General features: G+C 51.9%; 16 protein-coding genes. 6 read left to right on the top strand and 10 right to left on the bottom strand.

Annotated features, from left to right (window positions below; translation table 11 throughout):
* Window positions 1–6: 6 nt before the first annotated feature.
* Window positions 7–3,090, bottom strand: coding sequence for a PVC-type heme-binding CxxCH protein (locus tag DFER_RS15135; RefSeq protein ID WP_015812523.1), 3,084 nt, complete (start codon window positions 3,088–3,090; stop codon window positions 7–9).
* Between the two features lie 127 nt (window positions 3,091–3,217).
* Between DFER_RS15135 and DFER_RS15140 the strand changes: the two genes are divergently transcribed.
* From DFER_RS15140 to DFER_RS15150, 3 genes are all read left to right on the top strand, one after another.
* A complete protein-coding gene (locus DFER_RS15140; RefSeq protein WP_015812524.1) occupies window positions 3,218–3,805 on the top strand; it encodes a hypothetical protein in 588 nt (195 codons plus the stop codon).
* A 135-nt stretch (window positions 3,806–3,940) separates the two neighbouring features.
* Window positions 3,941–4,870 (top strand): alpha/beta hydrolase, encoded by a 930-nt coding sequence (locus tag DFER_RS15145; protein ID WP_041736465.1) that lies wholly within the window; start codon window positions 3,941–3,943, stop codon window positions 4,868–4,870.
* A gap of 66 nt (window positions 4,871–4,936) precedes the next feature.
* The gene (locus tag DFER_RS15150; RefSeq protein WP_015812526.1) at window positions 4,937–6,124 is read left to right on the top strand and encodes a glycosyltransferase family 87 protein; all 1,188 of its coding nucleotides are present in this window, start codon (window positions 4,937–4,939) and stop codon (window positions 6,122–6,124) included.
* A gap of 71 nt (window positions 6,125–6,195) precedes the next feature.
* On the opposite strand, the gene DFER_RS15155 is transcribed toward DFER_RS15150, so the two are convergent.
* The 6 genes from DFER_RS15155 to DFER_RS15180 form a co-directional block, all read right to left on the bottom strand.
* Window positions 6,196–6,612: a T9SS type A sorting domain-containing protein gene (locus DFER_RS15155; RefSeq protein WP_015812527.1), complete on the bottom strand. Its 417-nt coding sequence runs from the start codon at window positions 6,610–6,612 to the stop codon at window positions 6,196–6,198.
* A 115-nt stretch (window positions 6,613–6,727) separates the two neighbouring features.
* Entirely contained in the window at window positions 6,728–7,720 is a 993-nt protein-coding gene (gene moaA, locus DFER_RS15160; RefSeq protein ID WP_015812528.1) for a GTP 3',8-cyclase MoaA, read from the bottom strand.
* 9 nt (window positions 7,721–7,729) lie between these two features.
* The gene (moaCB, locus tag DFER_RS15165) at window positions 7,730–8,638 is read right to left on the bottom strand and encodes a bifunctional molybdenum cofactor biosynthesis protein MoaC/MoaB (RefSeq protein WP_015812529.1); all 909 of its coding nucleotides are present in this window, start codon (window positions 8,636–8,638) and stop codon (window positions 7,730–7,732) included.
* 122 nt (window positions 8,639–8,760) lie between these two features.
* On the bottom strand, window positions 8,761–9,201 hold the full coding sequence (locus DFER_RS15170) for a molybdenum cofactor biosynthesis protein MoaE (RefSeq protein ID WP_015812530.1): 441 nt from the start codon (window positions 9,199–9,201) through the stop codon (window positions 8,761–8,763).
* Window positions 9,202–9,205: 4 nt separating this feature from the next.
* On the bottom strand, window positions 9,206–9,418 hold the full coding sequence (locus tag DFER_RS15175; RefSeq protein WP_229206011.1) for a MoaD/ThiS family protein: 213 nt from the start codon (window positions 9,416–9,418) through the stop codon (window positions 9,206–9,208).
* 78 nt (window positions 9,419–9,496) lie between these two features.
* Entirely contained in the window at window positions 9,497–10,687 is a 1,191-nt protein-coding gene (locus tag DFER_RS15180; RefSeq protein ID WP_015812532.1) for a molybdopterin molybdotransferase MoeA, read from the bottom strand.
* Window positions 10,688–11,155: 468 nt separating this feature from the next.
* On the opposite strand from DFER_RS15180, the gene DFER_RS15185 reads away from it, so the two are divergent.
* Complete coding sequence (locus DFER_RS15185) at window positions 11,156–11,935, top strand: lytic transglycosylase domain-containing protein (RefSeq protein ID WP_015812533.1); 780 nt, start codon at window positions 11,156–11,158, stop codon at window positions 11,933–11,935.
* 126 nt (window positions 11,936–12,061) lie between these two features.
* On the top strand, window positions 12,062–12,502 hold the full coding sequence (locus DFER_RS15190; RefSeq protein ID WP_019940177.1) for a peptidylprolyl isomerase: 441 nt from the start codon (window positions 12,062–12,064) through the stop codon (window positions 12,500–12,502).
* A 71-nt stretch (window positions 12,503–12,573) separates the two neighbouring features.
* Here the strand turns inward: DFER_RS15190 and DFER_RS15195 are convergent, their stop codons facing one another.
* The 3 genes from DFER_RS15195 to purH form a co-directional block, all read right to left on the bottom strand.
* Complete coding sequence (locus tag DFER_RS15195; RefSeq protein ID WP_015812535.1) at window positions 12,574–14,193, bottom strand: sodium:solute symporter family transporter; 1,620 nt, start codon at window positions 14,191–14,193, stop codon at window positions 12,574–12,576.
* Between the two features lie 162 nt (window positions 14,194–14,355).
* Complete coding sequence (locus tag DFER_RS15200; protein WP_015812536.1) at window positions 14,356–15,168, bottom strand: hypothetical protein; 813 nt, start codon at window positions 15,166–15,168, stop codon at window positions 14,356–14,358.
* Between the two features lie 97 nt (window positions 15,169–15,265).
* The gene (gene purH / locus DFER_RS15205) at window positions 15,266–16,801 is read right to left on the bottom strand and encodes a bifunctional phosphoribosylaminoimidazolecarboxamide formyltransferase/IMP cyclohydrolase (RefSeq protein ID WP_015812537.1); all 1,536 of its coding nucleotides are present in this window, start codon (window positions 16,799–16,801) and stop codon (window positions 15,266–15,268) included.
* Window positions 16,802–16,978: 177 nt separating this feature from the next.
* Here purH and DFER_RS15210 point away from each other — a divergent pair, with 177 nt between their 5' ends.
* Window positions 16,979–17,767, top strand: coding sequence for an SDR family oxidoreductase (locus DFER_RS15210; protein ID WP_015812538.1), 789 nt, complete (start codon window positions 16,979–16,981; stop codon window positions 17,765–17,767).

The following is a 17,767-nucleotide window of genomic DNA, read 5'->3' on the forward strand; positions in this document are numbered from 1 at the left end:
GCATTGCTACTTCTTCTTCAAATTACTCAGATAATCCACCAGACTCACCAATTCCTCCGTACTCATTGCATCCTGCAAGCCTGCGGGCATCATCGAGTCTTTCAGCTGCTTGATCGATTTGACCTGCGACATTTTATATTCCTGGGTTGATCCGCCGGGGAATTTGAGGATCAGGTCTGTTTCGGTTTTGCTGGAAACGATGCCCGACACGGCGGTACCGTCTTTTAACGTCACTTCAAAACCCTCATAACCAAAGCCGATACCCGCGCTGGGGTCGAAAATGGCGGCGTATTGGGCTTCCTTAGGCAGCTTACTGCCGATTTCGGACAGTTTCGGGCCGAAATCCATCCCTTCGCCATTCACCTGGTGACACACCGAACAGTAGGACGTAAATACCTGCTTGCCTTTTGCGAGGTCACCTTTCATGCCTATAAGCTCTTTCACTTCTGGATGCTTTTTCACGGCCACAGTCGCTCCATCGAGGTATTTGGCGGCTTCCATTTTCACCGATTTCCGCCAGGCGCCATTCAGGCCCTGAACGGCGGCTGTTTTTGCCTCGCCGGTGAGCTTGCCGTCTTTGAGCAGCACCAGTACCTGATCTTCACCGCTCATGGTGCCGCCGAGCGATCTGGCCGCGATAATCTGCAGGTCTTCGGGGTAGCTGGTGTCGGTGGCCGCCGTTTTCAGAATATCGAGGGCATCCTTGCTTCCAACCGATTTGAGCGCTGTCAACACGGCCGCACTTTTTGTCCTATCCGAACCTTTTACCACCTTCCAAAGCAATGGCGTGCCGCCCTGCTTGATCAGCTGCCCCGCCGCCGTCGATCCGAGGCGGCTGCTGGATTGCTCCATGGCCATTTTCAGTAACCGTTCGTTTTCAGAAGGGATCTCGTATTTCGCGACGAGTTCGAGGTAGGCTTGCGTGCCATATGTCCGGTCGAGCATGCGCTTTAATGCGGCCATCGCCTCGGGCGTTTGCTTCACAAATGCCGGATCGAGGTGGCGCATCACCAGTTCGTTCACTTTGTCCTGGTGCGCGCCTGAGCCGTTGGTCAGTTTCAGCAATGCCATTGATTTTTCGCGACCTGCCGAATTGAAGTCAAATGCCCGGAAATAGCGCAACCGGCTTTTCAAATCCACCGAAGGATCACCCGCCAGCGAAGCCAGCAGCTGCACGGATTCTTTGCCGCGCGAGCGCCACACTATGTCTTTTCCGGCCTGCGTAGCCACAGGATTTGCGCCCGCTTTGCCGAGCCATGCCTTGAAAAACGAATCCCACTGTGCATCGGCGCCGATGCCGAGCGCTTCGAGGTACCAGCGGTCTTTGCCGTCGTACTGCTGCGCCAGCGTAGCCCACAATGCGGGCGCTTCGGGCGAGGGGTTATGGTGTAATAGCAATGCGCATTCGCGACGGACCTGCGCTTCGGGATCTTTGACCAATGTTTTAATATAAGGAAGCACGTCCACATGCTCCGACTCCGCCGCGGCGCGCAGCCCGGCAATCCGGATATCCGCATTGGCATCTTTAATAGCCAGTTCAACCGTCTTTTTAGCCGTAAATGGGAACTTGCTCAGGAGCCACATCGCCCTCGCCCGCATGCGGGGCTCGGCGTTTTTGCTGGCAAACAACTTTTCCAATCCAGGAGCCGCTCTGGCGCCCATGGTATGCAGGGAAGTCCAGGCATGGTAGCGCACCGAGAGGTTAGGACTTTGCAATGCCTCTATTGCGCCGGACACCGTCGCGAAATCCGCTTTTTTAATGCGATAAGGCGCGTTTGCAGGCGCTACACGATAAATGCGGCCTTTGCCCTGGTCGCCGGCCTGGTGGCCGCCCACACCCGGATCGTACCAGTCGGAAACGAGCAATGAGCCATCGGGCGCCACGCACACGTCGGACGGGCGGAACCACTGGTCGCGCTTGCCGTCGACGATATTGACGATTTTAGCAGAATACCCCGCCCCGGCTTTTTCAACCGGATAAGAGCGTACCACATTATGCCCCGGTTCGCAGTGGATCATTTGTCCCCAAAATTCCTTCGGCAGCAGCTTACCCTCATACACGACCATTCCCGTAGGCGAGCCTGAGCCGGTTTGAAGCAGGTTCGGGACCACGCCGGGGTCATTCAAATGCCAGTGGCGGTAGGGTATCGAGTCCTCCATATTAGTGCGGTTTGCCCGCCAGCCCGCGCCGGTCATCTCGTCGGTGTAGCCGTAGTTACCGTGCTGCATCACGTAGTTGATCCGCACGCCCTTGTTGCCGTCGTCGTCGTTGTCCGACTGCCACATGGTTCCGTAGCTGTCCACCGCCACTTCGAAATTGTTCCGGAAATTATTGCCCAGCACCTCGATATTGTTAAAATCAGGGTCGCAGCGGAACACCATTCCCTGTTTCAGTTTAGAAAAGTCGATCGGCTTGCCGTCTTTGCCCACAATAGGATTTCCCTTTCCATCGAGCAGGTGGTTGCCTTCATTTCCGAAATTGAAATACAACTTACCATCCGGCCCGAAAACAAACGCGTGCATTCCGTGGTCGTGCTGGTCACCGCCTATGCCTTCGAAAATGACCTCTTTTTTATCTGCTTTCAAATCGCCATCCTCGTCCGTGAACAGCCACACATAAGGACTTTGCGAAACGATCACCTTGTTGCCCATCACCCAAACGCCCAGCGGCGCATTGATCTCGGAACCCTGATAAAAAACCGTTGATTTATCGGATTTGCCGTCGCCGTTGGTATCTTCCAGCACCACAATGCGGTCGCCTTCATTTTTGGTTGGATTGCCGTTGATGGCCGGACGATAATTGTAGGCTTCGCAAACCCAGACTCTCCCCAAATGGTCGACGTCGATATTCGTTGGATTGGTGATCGTCGGTTCGGATGCAAAAAGGGTCGCTTCCAATCCGTTGGTCACGGTGAGACCGGCCACGGCGTAGCGCGACGAACGCTTCTGAGCATCAGTAAGATCTTTATAAAGCGTGTCGGCCCGGGCGGCATCGATGGTGCTCGGGTTGGAACGCTGGTAGGAAGCCACCATCAGTCCGGCAAGCAGGCAGCCGGCGGGAAAGAGGAGTATCGATTTTTTGAAGTTCATGGGTAAATCGGGCGCTATTCGGCCTTGAATCAGAAAGCGTTAGACTGATCCGAAGCCTAAACGTGTCATTTTTACAATAAAAAATTTAGTTACGTTTATAAGAGACCACCGACTTATATTTACTATCATGAAAAAGACTTTTTTTTCCTGCATCGCGCTTTGCCTCGCAGCTGAAATTTCAGCGCAGAATATCCTTCCAGCCGACGTCCAGATCAAGACGGCCATCATGGCGGCGCCATCGGACAAACAGGCCGGCGCAAAGGTGTACGGCTACGCTGCCGACGGTACATTTAAGATCCTGCGCGAAGGCAGCAACGACTTCGTATGCCTGGCCGACGACCCGAAAAAGGACGACATCAACGTATCCTGCTATCTGGCTGAACTGGACACATTTATGGAGCGCGGCCGCGTGCTGGCCCGGGAAGGCAAGAACCCGAAAGAGATTTTTGACATCCGCGAAAAGGAAGTGAAGGAGGGCAAACTGAAAATGCCGAAGCAATCGTCTACACTATACGTTCTGTCCGGCTCCAAGGACAACTACGACGCCGCGACCGGCGCGCTCAAAAACGGCTACCTGCGTTATGTGGTTTACATTCCATTCGCCACGGCCGAAAGTACCGGTCTGCCTCTGAAACCGGACGTGCCCGGCATGCCCTGGATCATGGACCCCGGCACGCACCGCGCGCACATTATGATCAATCCGCCAAAGCCCTAAGCAACCCCGGCAATGCAACGAACGCCCCGCGACGCCGGTTAACCGCACAGGCGTGGAAGTAAAATGCCGGTTACCGCCGAATTGAGGGTATATTGGTTCAAAAGGCGTCTTTTCGAGGAAAAGCAAGCCTATTCAATGAAAAAAACTGTACATATCCTCGCTATTTTGAGCCTGTTCGCATTATCCAGCCCATCCATGGCACAAACGGAAACCATCAACCTTTGGCCGGAAGGCAAAGTCCCTAATTCCAAGCAGAGCGACATCGCCGAGAAGTCGGACACCGACGCCCAGGGCATTCTCCGGATCAGCGGCGTAACCGTGCCAACCATCACCGCCTACCCCGCACCGAAAGACAAAGCAACCGGCGCAGCTGTGATGATCTGCCCCGGCGGCGGCTACGGCATCCTGGCCGCATCCCACGAAGGCAGCGATTTTGCCAAATGGTTCAACGAGCGCGGCATCTCGGCATTTGTACTGAAATACCGGCTACCCAACGAAAAAGCCATGACGCACCAGCACGAAGTGCCCCTGATGGACGCAATGCAGGGCATGAAACTGATCCGCCAGAATGCCGAGAAGTGGAACATAGATACGGACAAGATCGGCGTGATGGGATTTTCAGCCGGCGGGCACCTCGCAGCCACGCTGTCAACACACCATAATATGGGTGCAAAAGCTTCCGCGGAAGGCAAACCCAACTTTTCGATTTTGATTTACCCGGTGATCTCCTTCCTGCCCGCGATCTCGCACGGCGGCTCGCGTGACAACCTCCTCGGCCCGGAAAAATCCGAAGAGCTGATCCGCTATTATTCCAACGAATTGCAGGTATCCGAACAAACGCCGCCGGCATTCCTCGTGCACGCCATGGACGATACGGGCGTGCCGGTCGAAAACAGCATCGAATATTACCTCGCACTCAAAAAGAAGAAAATCCCTGCCGAAATGCATTTGTATCCCAAAGGCGGCCACGGGTATGGAATGCGCACGGAAGGCAAAGGATCACTGGCCAATTGGCCTGAGGCAATGGAAGGTTGGCTTTATTCAGCGGGCTATATGAAAAAATAAACGGTAATGGAGTAAATTTATCCGTTAGCTTTGACGAAAAATCAACGTTCGGAATAAGTTCACTCTATGACCGCCTTTCAACGCCTGGTGATCAGCAAACGATCACTGATGTACATTGTTTTGGGTATTGCCGCATTCGCAACACTTCAATCGGTATTTTCCCATCCCAAATCCTTCCCAAACGGCCCGCAGCTTTACACGACGTACAATAATTACGTCATTTTCAAGCAGTCGTTCTTCCATTTGATTGAAGGAAAAAACCTGTACAGATGGCACGTCACCGAGCACTGGGATTTGTACAAATACAGTCCGGCTTTTGCATTGGTTTTCGGCATACTTTCCATCATGCCAACGTTTGTCGGGCTCTTCTTTTGGAACCTGCTCAATGTAGCTGTCATCTTTTTTTCGGTCTATTATTTGCCAAGAATCGATTTACGGGCAAAGGGGCTGATGGTCACATTTATGCTCGTGGAGCTTCTCACGGCCACGCAAAACGAGCAAAGTAACGCCCTGATCGCCGGTTTACTCCTCTTTGCATTCGGTTTTCTCGAAAGGGACAAATACTGGCTGGCGTCACTTTGCATTGTCTGCACGATCTTCATCAAGCTTTTCGGGATCGTTGCACTCGCATTGTACCTGCTGTATCCGAATAAACTGAAACTGGCCTACACGACGGCGGCCTGGGTGTTACTGCTCACGGTGCTGCCCATTGTGGCGGTGAGCCCTACCCAATTCGTTGTTTTGTACAAAACCTGGTGGAAACTGCTGGCCGCCGACCGCGACTTTTCCGATGGACTTTCGGTGATTGGCTGGCTGAAAATCTGGTTTTCGATGAATGTCAACAAAACCTACGTCAACCTGGTTGGCGTGGCGTTATTCTGCCTGCCGCTGCTCAAAATCAAGTCGTACAGCAACTTTGTATTCCGTGCGTTAATGCTCGCGTCCGTGCTCGTTTGGGTGGTCATTTTCAATCACCGGGCCGAATCACCGACGTTTATCATCGCGATCGCCGGCGTGGCGGTGTGGTATTACATGCAGGCGCCCGACAGGCTCAACTACGTGCTGCTCGTGCTGGCATTTGTATTCACCACACTATCACCGACCGATCTTTTCCCTCCATTCATCCGCAACGAGTTTTTCTGGCCGTATGTAGTAAAAGCAGTGCCCTGCATTCTGATTTGGGGCAAGATCATCTACGACCTGCTGTTCACCGACTTGCAGCCGCGGCCGGTGGCAGCAGAGGTTGCAGAGTGACGTTTGGGCATAAAAAAGCGTTACAGGAATGCTGCGGCTGCATCCTGTAACGCATTGAATGTTCTTCTTTATCAATTTACACCCAGAAGCGTGCGGTTTACCTCCTTTACTTCTTTGGTAGAAAGGTAAATGCTCTTTACGATTTTTTCATAATCGTTGGAAACTTCGAGGGTGTACACGCCGTCGTTCATTTCGTCGAAATTGAGCTTCCGTCCGGCCTTGGTAATATACCTGGGCACAAACTCCTCGTGCAGGAGCTTCCCCCTGCTGTCGATAAGCCGGATGGTTACTTTTTCGCCCTTCTCCTTTTCCATCATCACATTCATGGACATCGTGTCGCGCACGCGGTACATGCCAATGCGAAACTTCTCGCAGGTGTTGTTTTTACACTCCGCCTTGGGCGAAACGATGGGATCTGCCTGCACCTGGGCAGCGATGGTAAATAATGTGAAAGTTGCAGCAACGGCGGTTTTTAAGATGTTCCTCATGGCTCTTGAAGGTTAACTGATTGGTATTTTCAAAGTGATTTCGAACCAATGAGGTAACCGCCGGAGGCATTGTTGCATACAAAGTGTGAACGGCCCAAAACGATGTTAAACGGCGCTAGCCACCAATCGCGATCATTTCCCGATTCTGCTCGTATTCCGATTTTGCTTGTTGCTCGGAGAAGCTGGCGTGGCCGCCGTGGGCGAAGTGTTTTTTCTGAAAATGGGTGTAGATGAGCGGTCGGACGTCGTCGCCTTTGCGTAATGGCGTGAGTAAATCCACTTCGGAGGTGTCGAAAAGGCAGTTTTTGAGCTTGCCGTCAGCGGTGAGGCGGATGCGGTTGCAGCCTTCGCAAAAAGGATGTGTTACCGTGCCGATAATGCCGAACGTCCCCGCGCCGCCATTCACCTGAAACCGCCGCGCAGTATCGTGTACCTCGCCCGGAACCGGCTGAAATTCATATTCCTGCCCGATCTTGCCAAGCAAATCGGCATAGGAAACGATCTTGGAAAGATCCCACTGGTTGCCTTTGAAGGGCATGAATTCAATGAAACGGACATGCAGGTTGGGTTCTTCCAAAGTAAGCCTGACGAAGTCGTTCACCTCGTCATCATTCGTGCCGCGCATGACCACCATATTAAGCTTCACCACAAAACCTTCGGCGAGCAGCAGGCGGATGTGGTCCAGCGTTTTCGAAAAATGGTCGCGCTTCGTAATCTCTCTGAAACGGGCTTCTTTCAATGTATCCAGGCTGACATTCAGCGAGGTAACGCCCGCGCTTTTCAGTTCTGCGATAAACTGGTCGATATGCACGGCGTTCGTCGTGAGCGTGAGCGAGGCGGGAAGCTTCCCAAGGGTAGCGATGATCTCGCCTGCATCTTTACGAACCAGCGGCTCTCCGCCGGTCAGACGGATCTTTTCAACACCCATTTCCACAAATAAACCCGCCAGATACGCGATTTCATCGGCTTGCATGAGCCATTTCGACGGCATAAACTGCATATCTTCCTGCGGCATACAATAGGTGCAACGGAGATTGCACTTATCCGTCAGCGAAATGCGCAGATAAGTGTGTTTGCGACCAAATTTATCTAAAATAGGCACTGCCATCCGTTATTGCTAATCGTGTTTTTTCCCCTCTATAACATTAAAAACATGCAAAACATGCGGAAAAAGGGCGTCAATATATTCGGTGACGCCGCCTGTGCTGCCCGGCATGGCTATCACCAGCATTTCCCCGATGAAGCCCGCCACCGACCTCGACAACATCGAAGTAGGCACCCGTTCCTGGCCATACTGGCGCGCCGTTTCGGCAATACCCGGAATTTCACGGTCCAGCAGCTCCGAAACCGCCTCAGGCGTCACGTCACGGGGCGAAAGGCCCGTACCGCCGGTGATCAGCACCATATCGTATTCCGCACGTTGCAGCGAATGCAGCTTGTCCTGAATGCCCGTTTTATCATCCGCAATAATGCTGTAATCGCTTACATCAATTGCAAATGCGCCCAGCTTCTCGATGATCTTCCTGCCTGATTTGTCTTCACCGATCCCGTTGGAAATACTATCCGAGCAAACCACCACAGCTACTTTCAAGCCTTCCGGGGCCGCTTTGCGATCGCTTTTTCCGCCTTTCTTGTCCAGCAACCGGATATTTCGTATTTCTACACCCTTGTCGATCGGTTTGAGCATGTCATACATCGTCAGCGCTACTACGGATGCGCCGTGCATGGCTTCCACTTCCACGCCCGTTTTGTATATAGTCTTGACGGTCAGCTCAATTACGATCGTCAAATCTTCAATGCGATATTGCACGCCCGTATATTCCACCGGGATCGGGTGGCAGTCGGGCAGCAAGTCCGGCGTCTTTTTCACCGCCAGAAACCCGGCGGCCTTCGCCATTTCGAACACATCGCCTTTCGGCACCGTCCGGTTCTGTATCGCCTCCACCGTTTCCCGCCTGCTCACCTGCACAATAGCCTGCGCCGTTGCAATGCGGAGGGTGTTGGTTTTATGGGTAATGTCGACCATTTATAATGCTAATGATTGAATGATTGAATGACTGAATGATTGAATAGTGGATTACAGTGCAATTCGCAGATCAAGGTCTGATTTAGCATTATTCAATCATTCGATCATTCAATCATTCAAAATTAAGTATTCTCCTTCCAAACATGCCCCGCCTCTCCTACCAGCTCCTTTCCGAAAATGGGTACCTTGGATTTGATTTCTTCTACGATATATTCCGATGCTTCGAAAGCGGCGCGGCGGTGGGGGGATGAAACGAAGACAAAGAGGCTGATTTCGCCTGTCGGGACGAGGCCCAGGCTGTGGTAAATGTGCATGCACGATAGTTCGAACCGGGCAAATGCGGCCTCGCGGATGTCGTGGAATGCCTGTTCGGCCATTTCTTCATAGGCCGTGTAATCGATGCCCGTTACCGCGCCGCCTTCTTTTTGGTCAGCGCGGATTTGCCCGAGGAAAATCGCATGGGCACCAATGCCCGTTTTGGATTGGTGGCTGGCGATGGACCTGGCAACGAAATCAGGGCTGATCGGCCCCTGCACAAATACCTTTTTGTGTTTCTTTTCCATAATATTATCCTCCCGCAAACGGCGGAAGCAATGCGATCTCGGCCGGCGCTTCGATGGGAACGAAATCCTCCGAGATTTTCTGGTTAACTGCTATTTTGAACTTCTTATCACGCATAGCCGGATACTTTTCCGTCACCTGCGTGCGGAATTGCCCCACCGTGAGGCCGCCTGCCGCAGTCCAGACCTCATCGGATAACCCGGCGATCTCGGCCAGCATGCCAAAATATTTCACTTGAAAACTCATCGCTATTTCATCCTCGTTTCGTGTTGATAACCCGCATTCGGTCCGCCGGGTTCAGAGCGGCAGCAAATGTACTTCCACCAGCTCGCCCGCCGCCACACGATTTTGTGATACAGGCAAATAAATGATCGCATTCGCCACCGCAAACGACCCGATCACAAACGATTCCTGCCCATCGAGCGACACCACTTCCCCGCCTTCTACCCTCGCTTTCAAAAACTCGTCGCGCTCGCCGTCAAACCGGTAGGCATGTCGCAGCGGCAGCCGCACGCTCCTCAGGAACGGTTCCCCGCTGCCCATCATTTTCCGCAAGGCAGGCAACACATATTCGTAGTAGCAAACCAGTGACGACGCCGGGTTACCGGGCAATGCAAAAATCAATTTATCACCTTTTTTACCAAAAAGAAGCGGTTTTCCCGGCTTCTGCCTCACTTTGTAAAAGATCGTTTCGGCGCCCAATGCTTCCAATGCTTTTCCTACAAAATCATAATCCCCTACCGATATCCCCCCTGACGCGAGCACTACATCGTGTTCATCTATCAATGCTTTCAACGCCGCAATGGTGGCTTCGAGCGCGTCGGAAGCATAACTTACCGTCGCTTCGGCAATCCCTGCATTTGCCAATGCGGCTTTGAGCATATCCGAATTGGACTCATATATTTTGCCCGGCACCAGTGGCTCACCGGCTTTAAGCAGCTCGTCGCCCGTCACCAGCAACCCGATCCTGGGCTTGCCATGAACCGATACTTCGTTCACATCCATGCCCTTCAAAAACCCCACAGCCCCCGGCGACACGAGCGTTCCTTCGGCCAATGCAACGGCACCCTGCTGGATTTGCTGCCCGGCGCGGCGTACATTTTTGCCCTCCGCAACCGGGTATTCGTGGATTTGCACCGCATTACCCGCCACCGAAGTGTTTTCCTGCATCACCACTGCCGTAGCGCCCTCCGGCACCGGCGCACCCGTAAAAATGCGAACCGCCGTGCCTGGTTGCACAGACGGCAGGTCGGCCTGGCCTGCTTTGGATTCACCGGTGAGGTGCAATGCCGTACCGGGCTCCGTCACGTCCGAATGCACGATCGCGTAACCATCCATCGACGACTGCCGGAATGGCGGCAGGGCAATCGGGGCGACCACGTCGCTGGCGAGAAAACTCCCCAAAGCTTGCGAAAGCGGAACCGTCACAGCCGCAAGCGGCGATGTGTTTGCAATAATCTTTTCTTTTGCCTCGTTGACTGTGACCATATTTCTAACTGCTTGCAGAAAGTGCAAGTTAACACATTCGGGAAACCAATCGGAATGGGTTTGAAGATGGGGCCGGATCACAATTTTCGAAGATAACTGGCGACATTTTCCACAATAATACCATTATTCCCACAAAACTAATTTTGTAACCAATTGACGATCAATAGTTAAAACTTTTACACAAAAACACTTCTCTTGCTATAATTACATTCAATGCAGGGAGGTTACGTTTGGCGACTGGCGGCTTTTGCCAATTAAAATTTCCTTTTCTAATGCGCTGGCTCGGTTTTTATTCAGGATACATCGTGGAACACCAAACGAGGTGATCTTACTTTTATCCTAGAATTAATTTTAACAAAGCCTTATAAATCAGTTTTTTACGTCAAATTGAAATTTTATTTATTCAATACCGTTATCTTTGCACCCCGGCCTAGTGCCTAAAATGATGTTTCACGAAATACCAAATGCATGATTAGACTTATCTTTATGGCCTTCTCAATCGCAATATTCGGCAAGAGTCCGGTGAGCGAGGTGGAGGTGGAAAAGAAGGAGCTGAAAGAAACAACCATCATTGATTCAGATCTTCTTGCTATTGACTTCTGTGGCGAAGCCGTTCCATTATCAGAGCTTCGAATCGCCGAGCGATATCAAAACATGATCAGAAATTACGACAACCCCACTTTTCGTAAGCTGATGACCACAACGAAAAAGAGAATGCGGATCATCGAACCCATTCTCAAGAAGTACGGAGTACCAGCCGATTTTAAGTATATTCCATTGATAGAGAGCGCCATGAAGGATGAGGTAACGTCTCACCGCGGCGCAGGCGGATACTGGCAACTGATGCCTTCCACCGCAAAATCTCTCGGGCTGGTTGTAAACGAAACCAGGGACGACCGCAAACACTTAGTCAAATCGACCCACGCCGCAGGCAAATACCTGCGCGACTTGTATAAGCAACTGGGTTCCTGGACATTGGTAGCCGCTGCCTACAACGCAGGCCCGACGCACATCCAGAATAAAATGGACGCGCAGAACAAAGATGATTATTTCAAACTCCGTCTCAATTCGGAGACTGCGAGGTACCTCTACAAGATCCTTGCCGTAAAAGAATGGTTCTCCAACCCCGAAAGAAGCCGCGAATGGGTAAGCGGCGACGTAGTCGACCGCCTTTCTGCATTCAAGATCGAGCAAAAGAAAGCCGCGGCATTGGCAAAGGCTGAAACTGAGCCTAAGGCCGGGTCATAATCTCCGTTATTTTATTTGAAAGTTCATATGAAGAAAAGGATACATTATCCTTTTCTTTGTGTTATTAATGCAAGGGCCCGCAGCGGCCCTGCTTATCTTTCGTACCTCTTTATACTCACTTTTGACATGACAAAAGCGGAAATGATCACTGACAAGGGCACGATGCTCATCGAGTTTTACGATGAAGATGCACCCAATACAGTGAAAAACTTTGTTGATCTTTCTAAAAAAGGCTTTTACGACGGTGTGATTTTCCACCGCGTTATCCCTGACTTCGTGATCCAGGGCGGCGACCCTACCGGCACCGGCCGTGGAGGTCCTGGCTACCACATTGATTGCGAACTTACCGGCGGTAACCAGTATCACGACCGCGGCGTGCTTTCGATGGCACACGCCGGCCGCAATACCGGTGGCTCTCAGTTCTTCATCTGCCACAGCCGCAACAACACCGCGCACCTCGACAGGAACCATACCTGCTTCGGCCGCGTGGTAGAAGGTGTGGAAACGGTTGACGCGATCCGCCAGGGCGACAAAATCCAGAAGATCACGATCATCGAGGAAGCCTAAGATCTGTTAAGCAACAAAAAAGGGGCTGGAAGTTGATTCCAGCCCCTTTTTTGTTGCTTATGGCAGCTATCTCACCAGAAATGTCCGTACAAATAGGCAATGATCGCGATCACTACCGCGGCGCCGATTACAAAGCTGCGGTGCGGGATAAACATCGAAGCGTCGATAGCCAGGCCTTTCTTTTCATCCGGCATTACCATACCTAGGATAAACATTACCACCACGCAAATCAGGAACACGAGGCCCATACGGTCGAGGAATGGCACCTGCGTCCAGTCGGCGAACGGGAAGTAGTTGTTGTGCATCGCGAGCGCGATCAGGAAGCCACCCACGATCGCGAACAATGCGCCTGCGGAGTTGGTGCGTTTCCAGAAGAAGCCCATGATGAACGACGCGAAAATACCCGGCGACAAAAGTCCGGTCATTTCCTGGATAAATTGGAAACCACCCTTTTTGTCGATACCCATGTAAGGAGAAACGATAATCGCGAGGATCATCGAGATCACCACCACCGCGCGGCCAATGCGCACGAGCGTCTTCTCGTCGGCATTTTTGCCGATGTAGTTTTTGAAAATATCCAGGGTAAAAATCGTGGAAATACTGTTTGCTTTACCGGCCAGGGAAGCTACAACAGCGGCCGTCAATGCGGCGAACGAGAGGCCTTTCAAACCGGTCGGAAGCAGGTTAAGGAGCACAGGATAGGCTTTATCGGCGTTGATCACGCCATCTTCACCCAGCATTTCGGCCTGGAACATGCCTTTGCTGTACAATGCGTAAGCCGCAATACCCGGCAATACGACGATCACCGGCATCAAAAGCTTCAAAAATGCGGCGAAAAGAATACCGTTACGCGCCGTTTTAAGGTCTGCACCCAATGCACGTTGTGTGATGTACTGGTTACAACCCCAGTAGTTCAGGTTCACGATCCACATCCCGCCAAGCAGCACCGTCAATCCCGGGAGCTGCATATAGAACGGGCTCGATTTGGGGAAAATCATATGGAAGTGATCGTCGTGATTTTCACGCATTACTTTGAAACCCTGCACGATACCTTCAACACCCGCATTGTCGGACACCAGGTTGATCGCCAGGTAGGTAGTTGCCAAACCGCCGATTACGAGGAAGAACACCTGGATCACGTCCGTAAAACCGATCACTTTCATCCCGCCGATGGTAATCACAATTGCGAAAACCGCCAGCGCAATCATACAAAGCTGAAAATCAAGGCCTGAGATACCCGAAACCGCCAATGCCCCGAGGTAGAGAATGGAGGTAAGGTTCACCAGAATATACAGCGCGAGCCAGAACACAGCCATGATCAAGCTCACCGACTGGTTATACCGCTGGCTCAGGAACTGCGGCATGGTGTAAATTTTGTTTTTGAGGTAAATGGGCATAAAAAAAACAGCCACGATCACCAGTGTAGCTGCCGCCATCCATTCGTAGGTGGAAATCCCGAGACCCATCGAAAAGCCGTTCCCCGACATCCCGATAAACTGTTCCGCCGAAATGTTCGACGCGATCAGCGAAGCACCGATAGCCCACCAGGTAAGAGAACCCTCCGCGAGGAAGAAGTCCTTTGTCGATTCAACATTTGATTTTTTCCGCTGATAAATCCAATAACCGTAACCGGAGACTACAATGAAGTAAAAGAAGAAGACGACATAATCCAGTGTTTGTAATTGTTGCATTTCAAATAATAAAATAGATGAATGAATGAGATTGATCAGCTTAGATTGAAACGTACATTATTTTCCGAAAATAGTACAAAATCTGAACGAACACACCAATATTCGATCCCGTTTTGAAAAGGAGCGCATAAATATAGCCTGTAAGCACCTATTCGTAATGCTCTACTGTGATATTTTCTTCGAATCCTTGAAATGATGAGGGTTCATCGGACCATAGGCTTCCTCGAATGCAATGCCTTGCTGCATTTTAGAAATAAAGCGCTGTAAACCAGCCTCTTTTCGCAATAGCAGCCAGTACGAAACCTCCATTCCGGCAGTCATATAGGCGGTCATAACGTGTTTTTGATCTCCTCCGAAAAATTCGCGCATGGTTGAAATGTCCTTCAACAACACCAGGTCGCGGCCGTTGTGCGTATAGTATCGCCACTCGTAGCGGTAGGCACGGTAGCGATCGCGCGGGGTGTTTTCGCTCACAAACCGGCGGTCGAGCATAAGCGCCAGGCCCTCGTTGAACCACTGGGGAATGTCGGTCGTGGTTTTCCACCAGCCAATGCGTTTGAGCAGTTCAATGTGGCTCATCTCGTGCGCGATCACATCCGTGTTCATGCCCTGCGCGCTCAGGATCACGTACGAGCTGCCCCAGGGCGTACCAATGCTGCATCCGGCGCCCTCGGTGCTGCTGCAATATTTCTGGTATTGCTGCGGCGTTTGGCAGATGATGATTTTAGGGGTTGATTGTTTACCCTGATAAAACGAATCGACGCGTGCTTCGGCCAGCGCGACGGTGTTTCTGAGGGCTTTGTATTTTTTTGGATTAATATCCGGGCTGAAATAGACCTTTTTGTCGGTTGACTTGAAGGCGGAGAATGCGATGAGCTCGCAGTAGAAGATCTGCGGGTAGAGAAAAAACAGGCTGCTCGCCAGGACTATTAATCCGGTCAGAAGGAATTTGATGACTTTCCGGAGTGGGTTCAAAGGGATCTTTATTTTGCCACCGCAGCAGCGGAATATGAAGAGCACGAACTCGTTTCAATTCGTGCCGTCGTGGTCCGCCGCGGCGGTGGCAACTAAATTAATGCTTAAAGTGACGAACACCGGTAGTAACCATCGCAAGCCCATTGGCATTGCAATAATCCACCGAATCCTTGTCACGAATAGAACCGCCCGGCTGAACCACGGCAGTAATGCCCGCCTGATGCGCGATTTCAACGCAATCGGCAAATGGGAAGAATGCGTCCGACGCCATTACCGCACCATTCAGGTCGAACCCGAACGATTTCGCCTTGTCGATCGCCTGGCGCAATGCGTCCACGCGTGAGGTCTGGCCGGTACCGCTTGCCAGCAGCTGATTTTCTCTTGCCAGTACGATGGTATTCGACTTGGTGTGCTTGCTAACTTTCAATGCGAATTCCAATGCAGAAACTTCTTCGGAAGTAGGAGCTTTTTCAGTCACGGTGGTGAACTGCGCAGCAACTTCCGTTGCGAGGTCTTTATCCTGTACCAGCACGCCGTTCAAAATGGTTTTGAACATAATTTGCGGCAGGACCACGTCATTACGCTTCAACAGAATGCGGTTCTTTTTGGATTTCAGAAGCGTCAATGCCTCCTCATCGTAAGCAGGCGCGATCAGGATTTCCATGAACAGCTTGTTCAGCTCCTCAGCCGTCGCCAGATCCACTTTTGTATTGGTAATCACCACACCACCGAACGCCGACACCGGGTCGCAGGCCAGTGCATTGTCGTACGCTTCCTTGGCAGTAGGCGCAGTAGCGATACCGCATGCATTGGTGTGCTTGATGATCGCGAAAGTAGGCTGGGCATCAGCAAATTCGTCGATCAGGCTCACGCACGCATCTACGTCCACGAGGTTGTTATAGGATAGCTCTTTTCCGTGCAGTTTATCGAAAATACCTTCCAGGTCGCCATAGTAAGTCGCGCTCTGGTGCGGGTTTTCGCCGTAACGGAGGGTTTGCGAAGCCAGATTTGTGAAGTCAAACAGCTCTTTGTCGGTCGTTTCTTTTCCGGATGTGAAGAAACTGTTGATCGCGCCGTCATAATGGGAAGAGACCCCGAATGCCAGGCCTGCATAATAGCGGCGGTCTTCGATATCGGTAGCGCCCGCTTTTGCATTCAAAAGCTCCACCACTTCGGCATACTGGCTGCGCGACGATACGATGAGCGTGTCTTTGAAATTCTTCGCCGTCGCACGGATCAGGGAGATGCCGCCAATGTCTATTTTTTCAATAATGTCCTCCTCGCTCGCGCCGGATGCCACCGTTTCCTCGAAAGGATAAAGGTCTACCACCACCATGTCGATGGCCGGAATGTTATACTGCGCTGCCTGGGCCACATCGCCCTCGTCGTCGCGACGATACAGAATACCGCCCATAATGGCCGGGTGAAGCGTTTTAACACGCCCGCCGAAAATCGAAGGATAACCGGTCAGTTCTTCGGCAGCGGTTACTGGAATGTTGAGATTTTCAATGAAAGTCTGAGTTCCCCCGGTGGAGTACAGCTTTACGCCGTTGTTGTGCAGGAGGCGGACCAAAGGCTCAAGACCGTCTTTGTAATAAACAGAAATAAGCGCGGATTGGATTTTTTTAGACATTGTGCAACGTTTGCTCTAAGATTACAAATGCGGGATTTTGCCTACATTCGGCATTTCGGCTTGTCCCATGTTGAAAAATAAACCGCAAAGATAGCCGAAAAATCAACGCAGTCGGATGCGGAACGCGCGAAAATCAAAACGTTATCATTCTGAAACCAAGTTTAGAAACGTAAAATCATGAACCTCGACCTGACCGGAAAAACAGCGATCGTATGCGGAAGTACCCAGGGCATCGGCCTCGCAGTCGCCGTTGAACTTGCCCTGCTGGGCGCGAATGTGACGCTCGTAGCCCGTAATGAAGATAAATTGCGCGAAGCCGTGGAAGACCTGGACACCTCGCTCGGCCAGCTGCACCGCTACGTCGTGGCTGATTTTGCCGACCACGAGGCCCTCAGATCGGCCATCGAAAATTACCTGCGCCTTTGTCCGGAAGTGCACATTCTCGTGAACAACACCGGTGGCCCGTCGGGCGGCCCGATCATCGAAGCGGAAAGCGAGCAGTTCCTCAAAACCTTCCAAATGCACGTGATCAACAACCAGTTTCTCGTGCAGTCGGTGGCGCCGTCGATGAAAAGCGCCGGATTTGGGAGGATTATCAATATTATCAGCACTTCGGTGAAGCAGCCTATCATTGGCCTCGGCGTGTCCAACACCATCCGCGGGGCCGTTGCGAGCTGGGCCAAAACAATGTCGTTGGAACTGGGGCAGTATGGCATTACCGTTAATAATGTGCTGCCCGGCTACACCGAAACCGCCCGGCTGGATTCCGTGCTCGAAATGCGGAGCAAGTCACAGGGCAAATCCACAGAACAAGTTGCGCAGGAATTACAGGCAGCCATCCCTATCCGCCGGTTTAGTGAAGCCAAAGAAGTGGCAGCGGCCGTTGCATTTCTCGCCAGCCCCGCCGCAGCGAGCATTAGCGGGGTAAACCTACCGGTGGACGGCGGCCGGACTGAAAGTTTGTAA

This window comes from Dyadobacter fermentans DSM 18053 (assembly GCF_000023125.1).
Classification (GTDB): domain Bacteria; phylum Bacteroidota; class Bacteroidia; order Cytophagales; family Spirosomataceae; genus Dyadobacter; species Dyadobacter fermentans.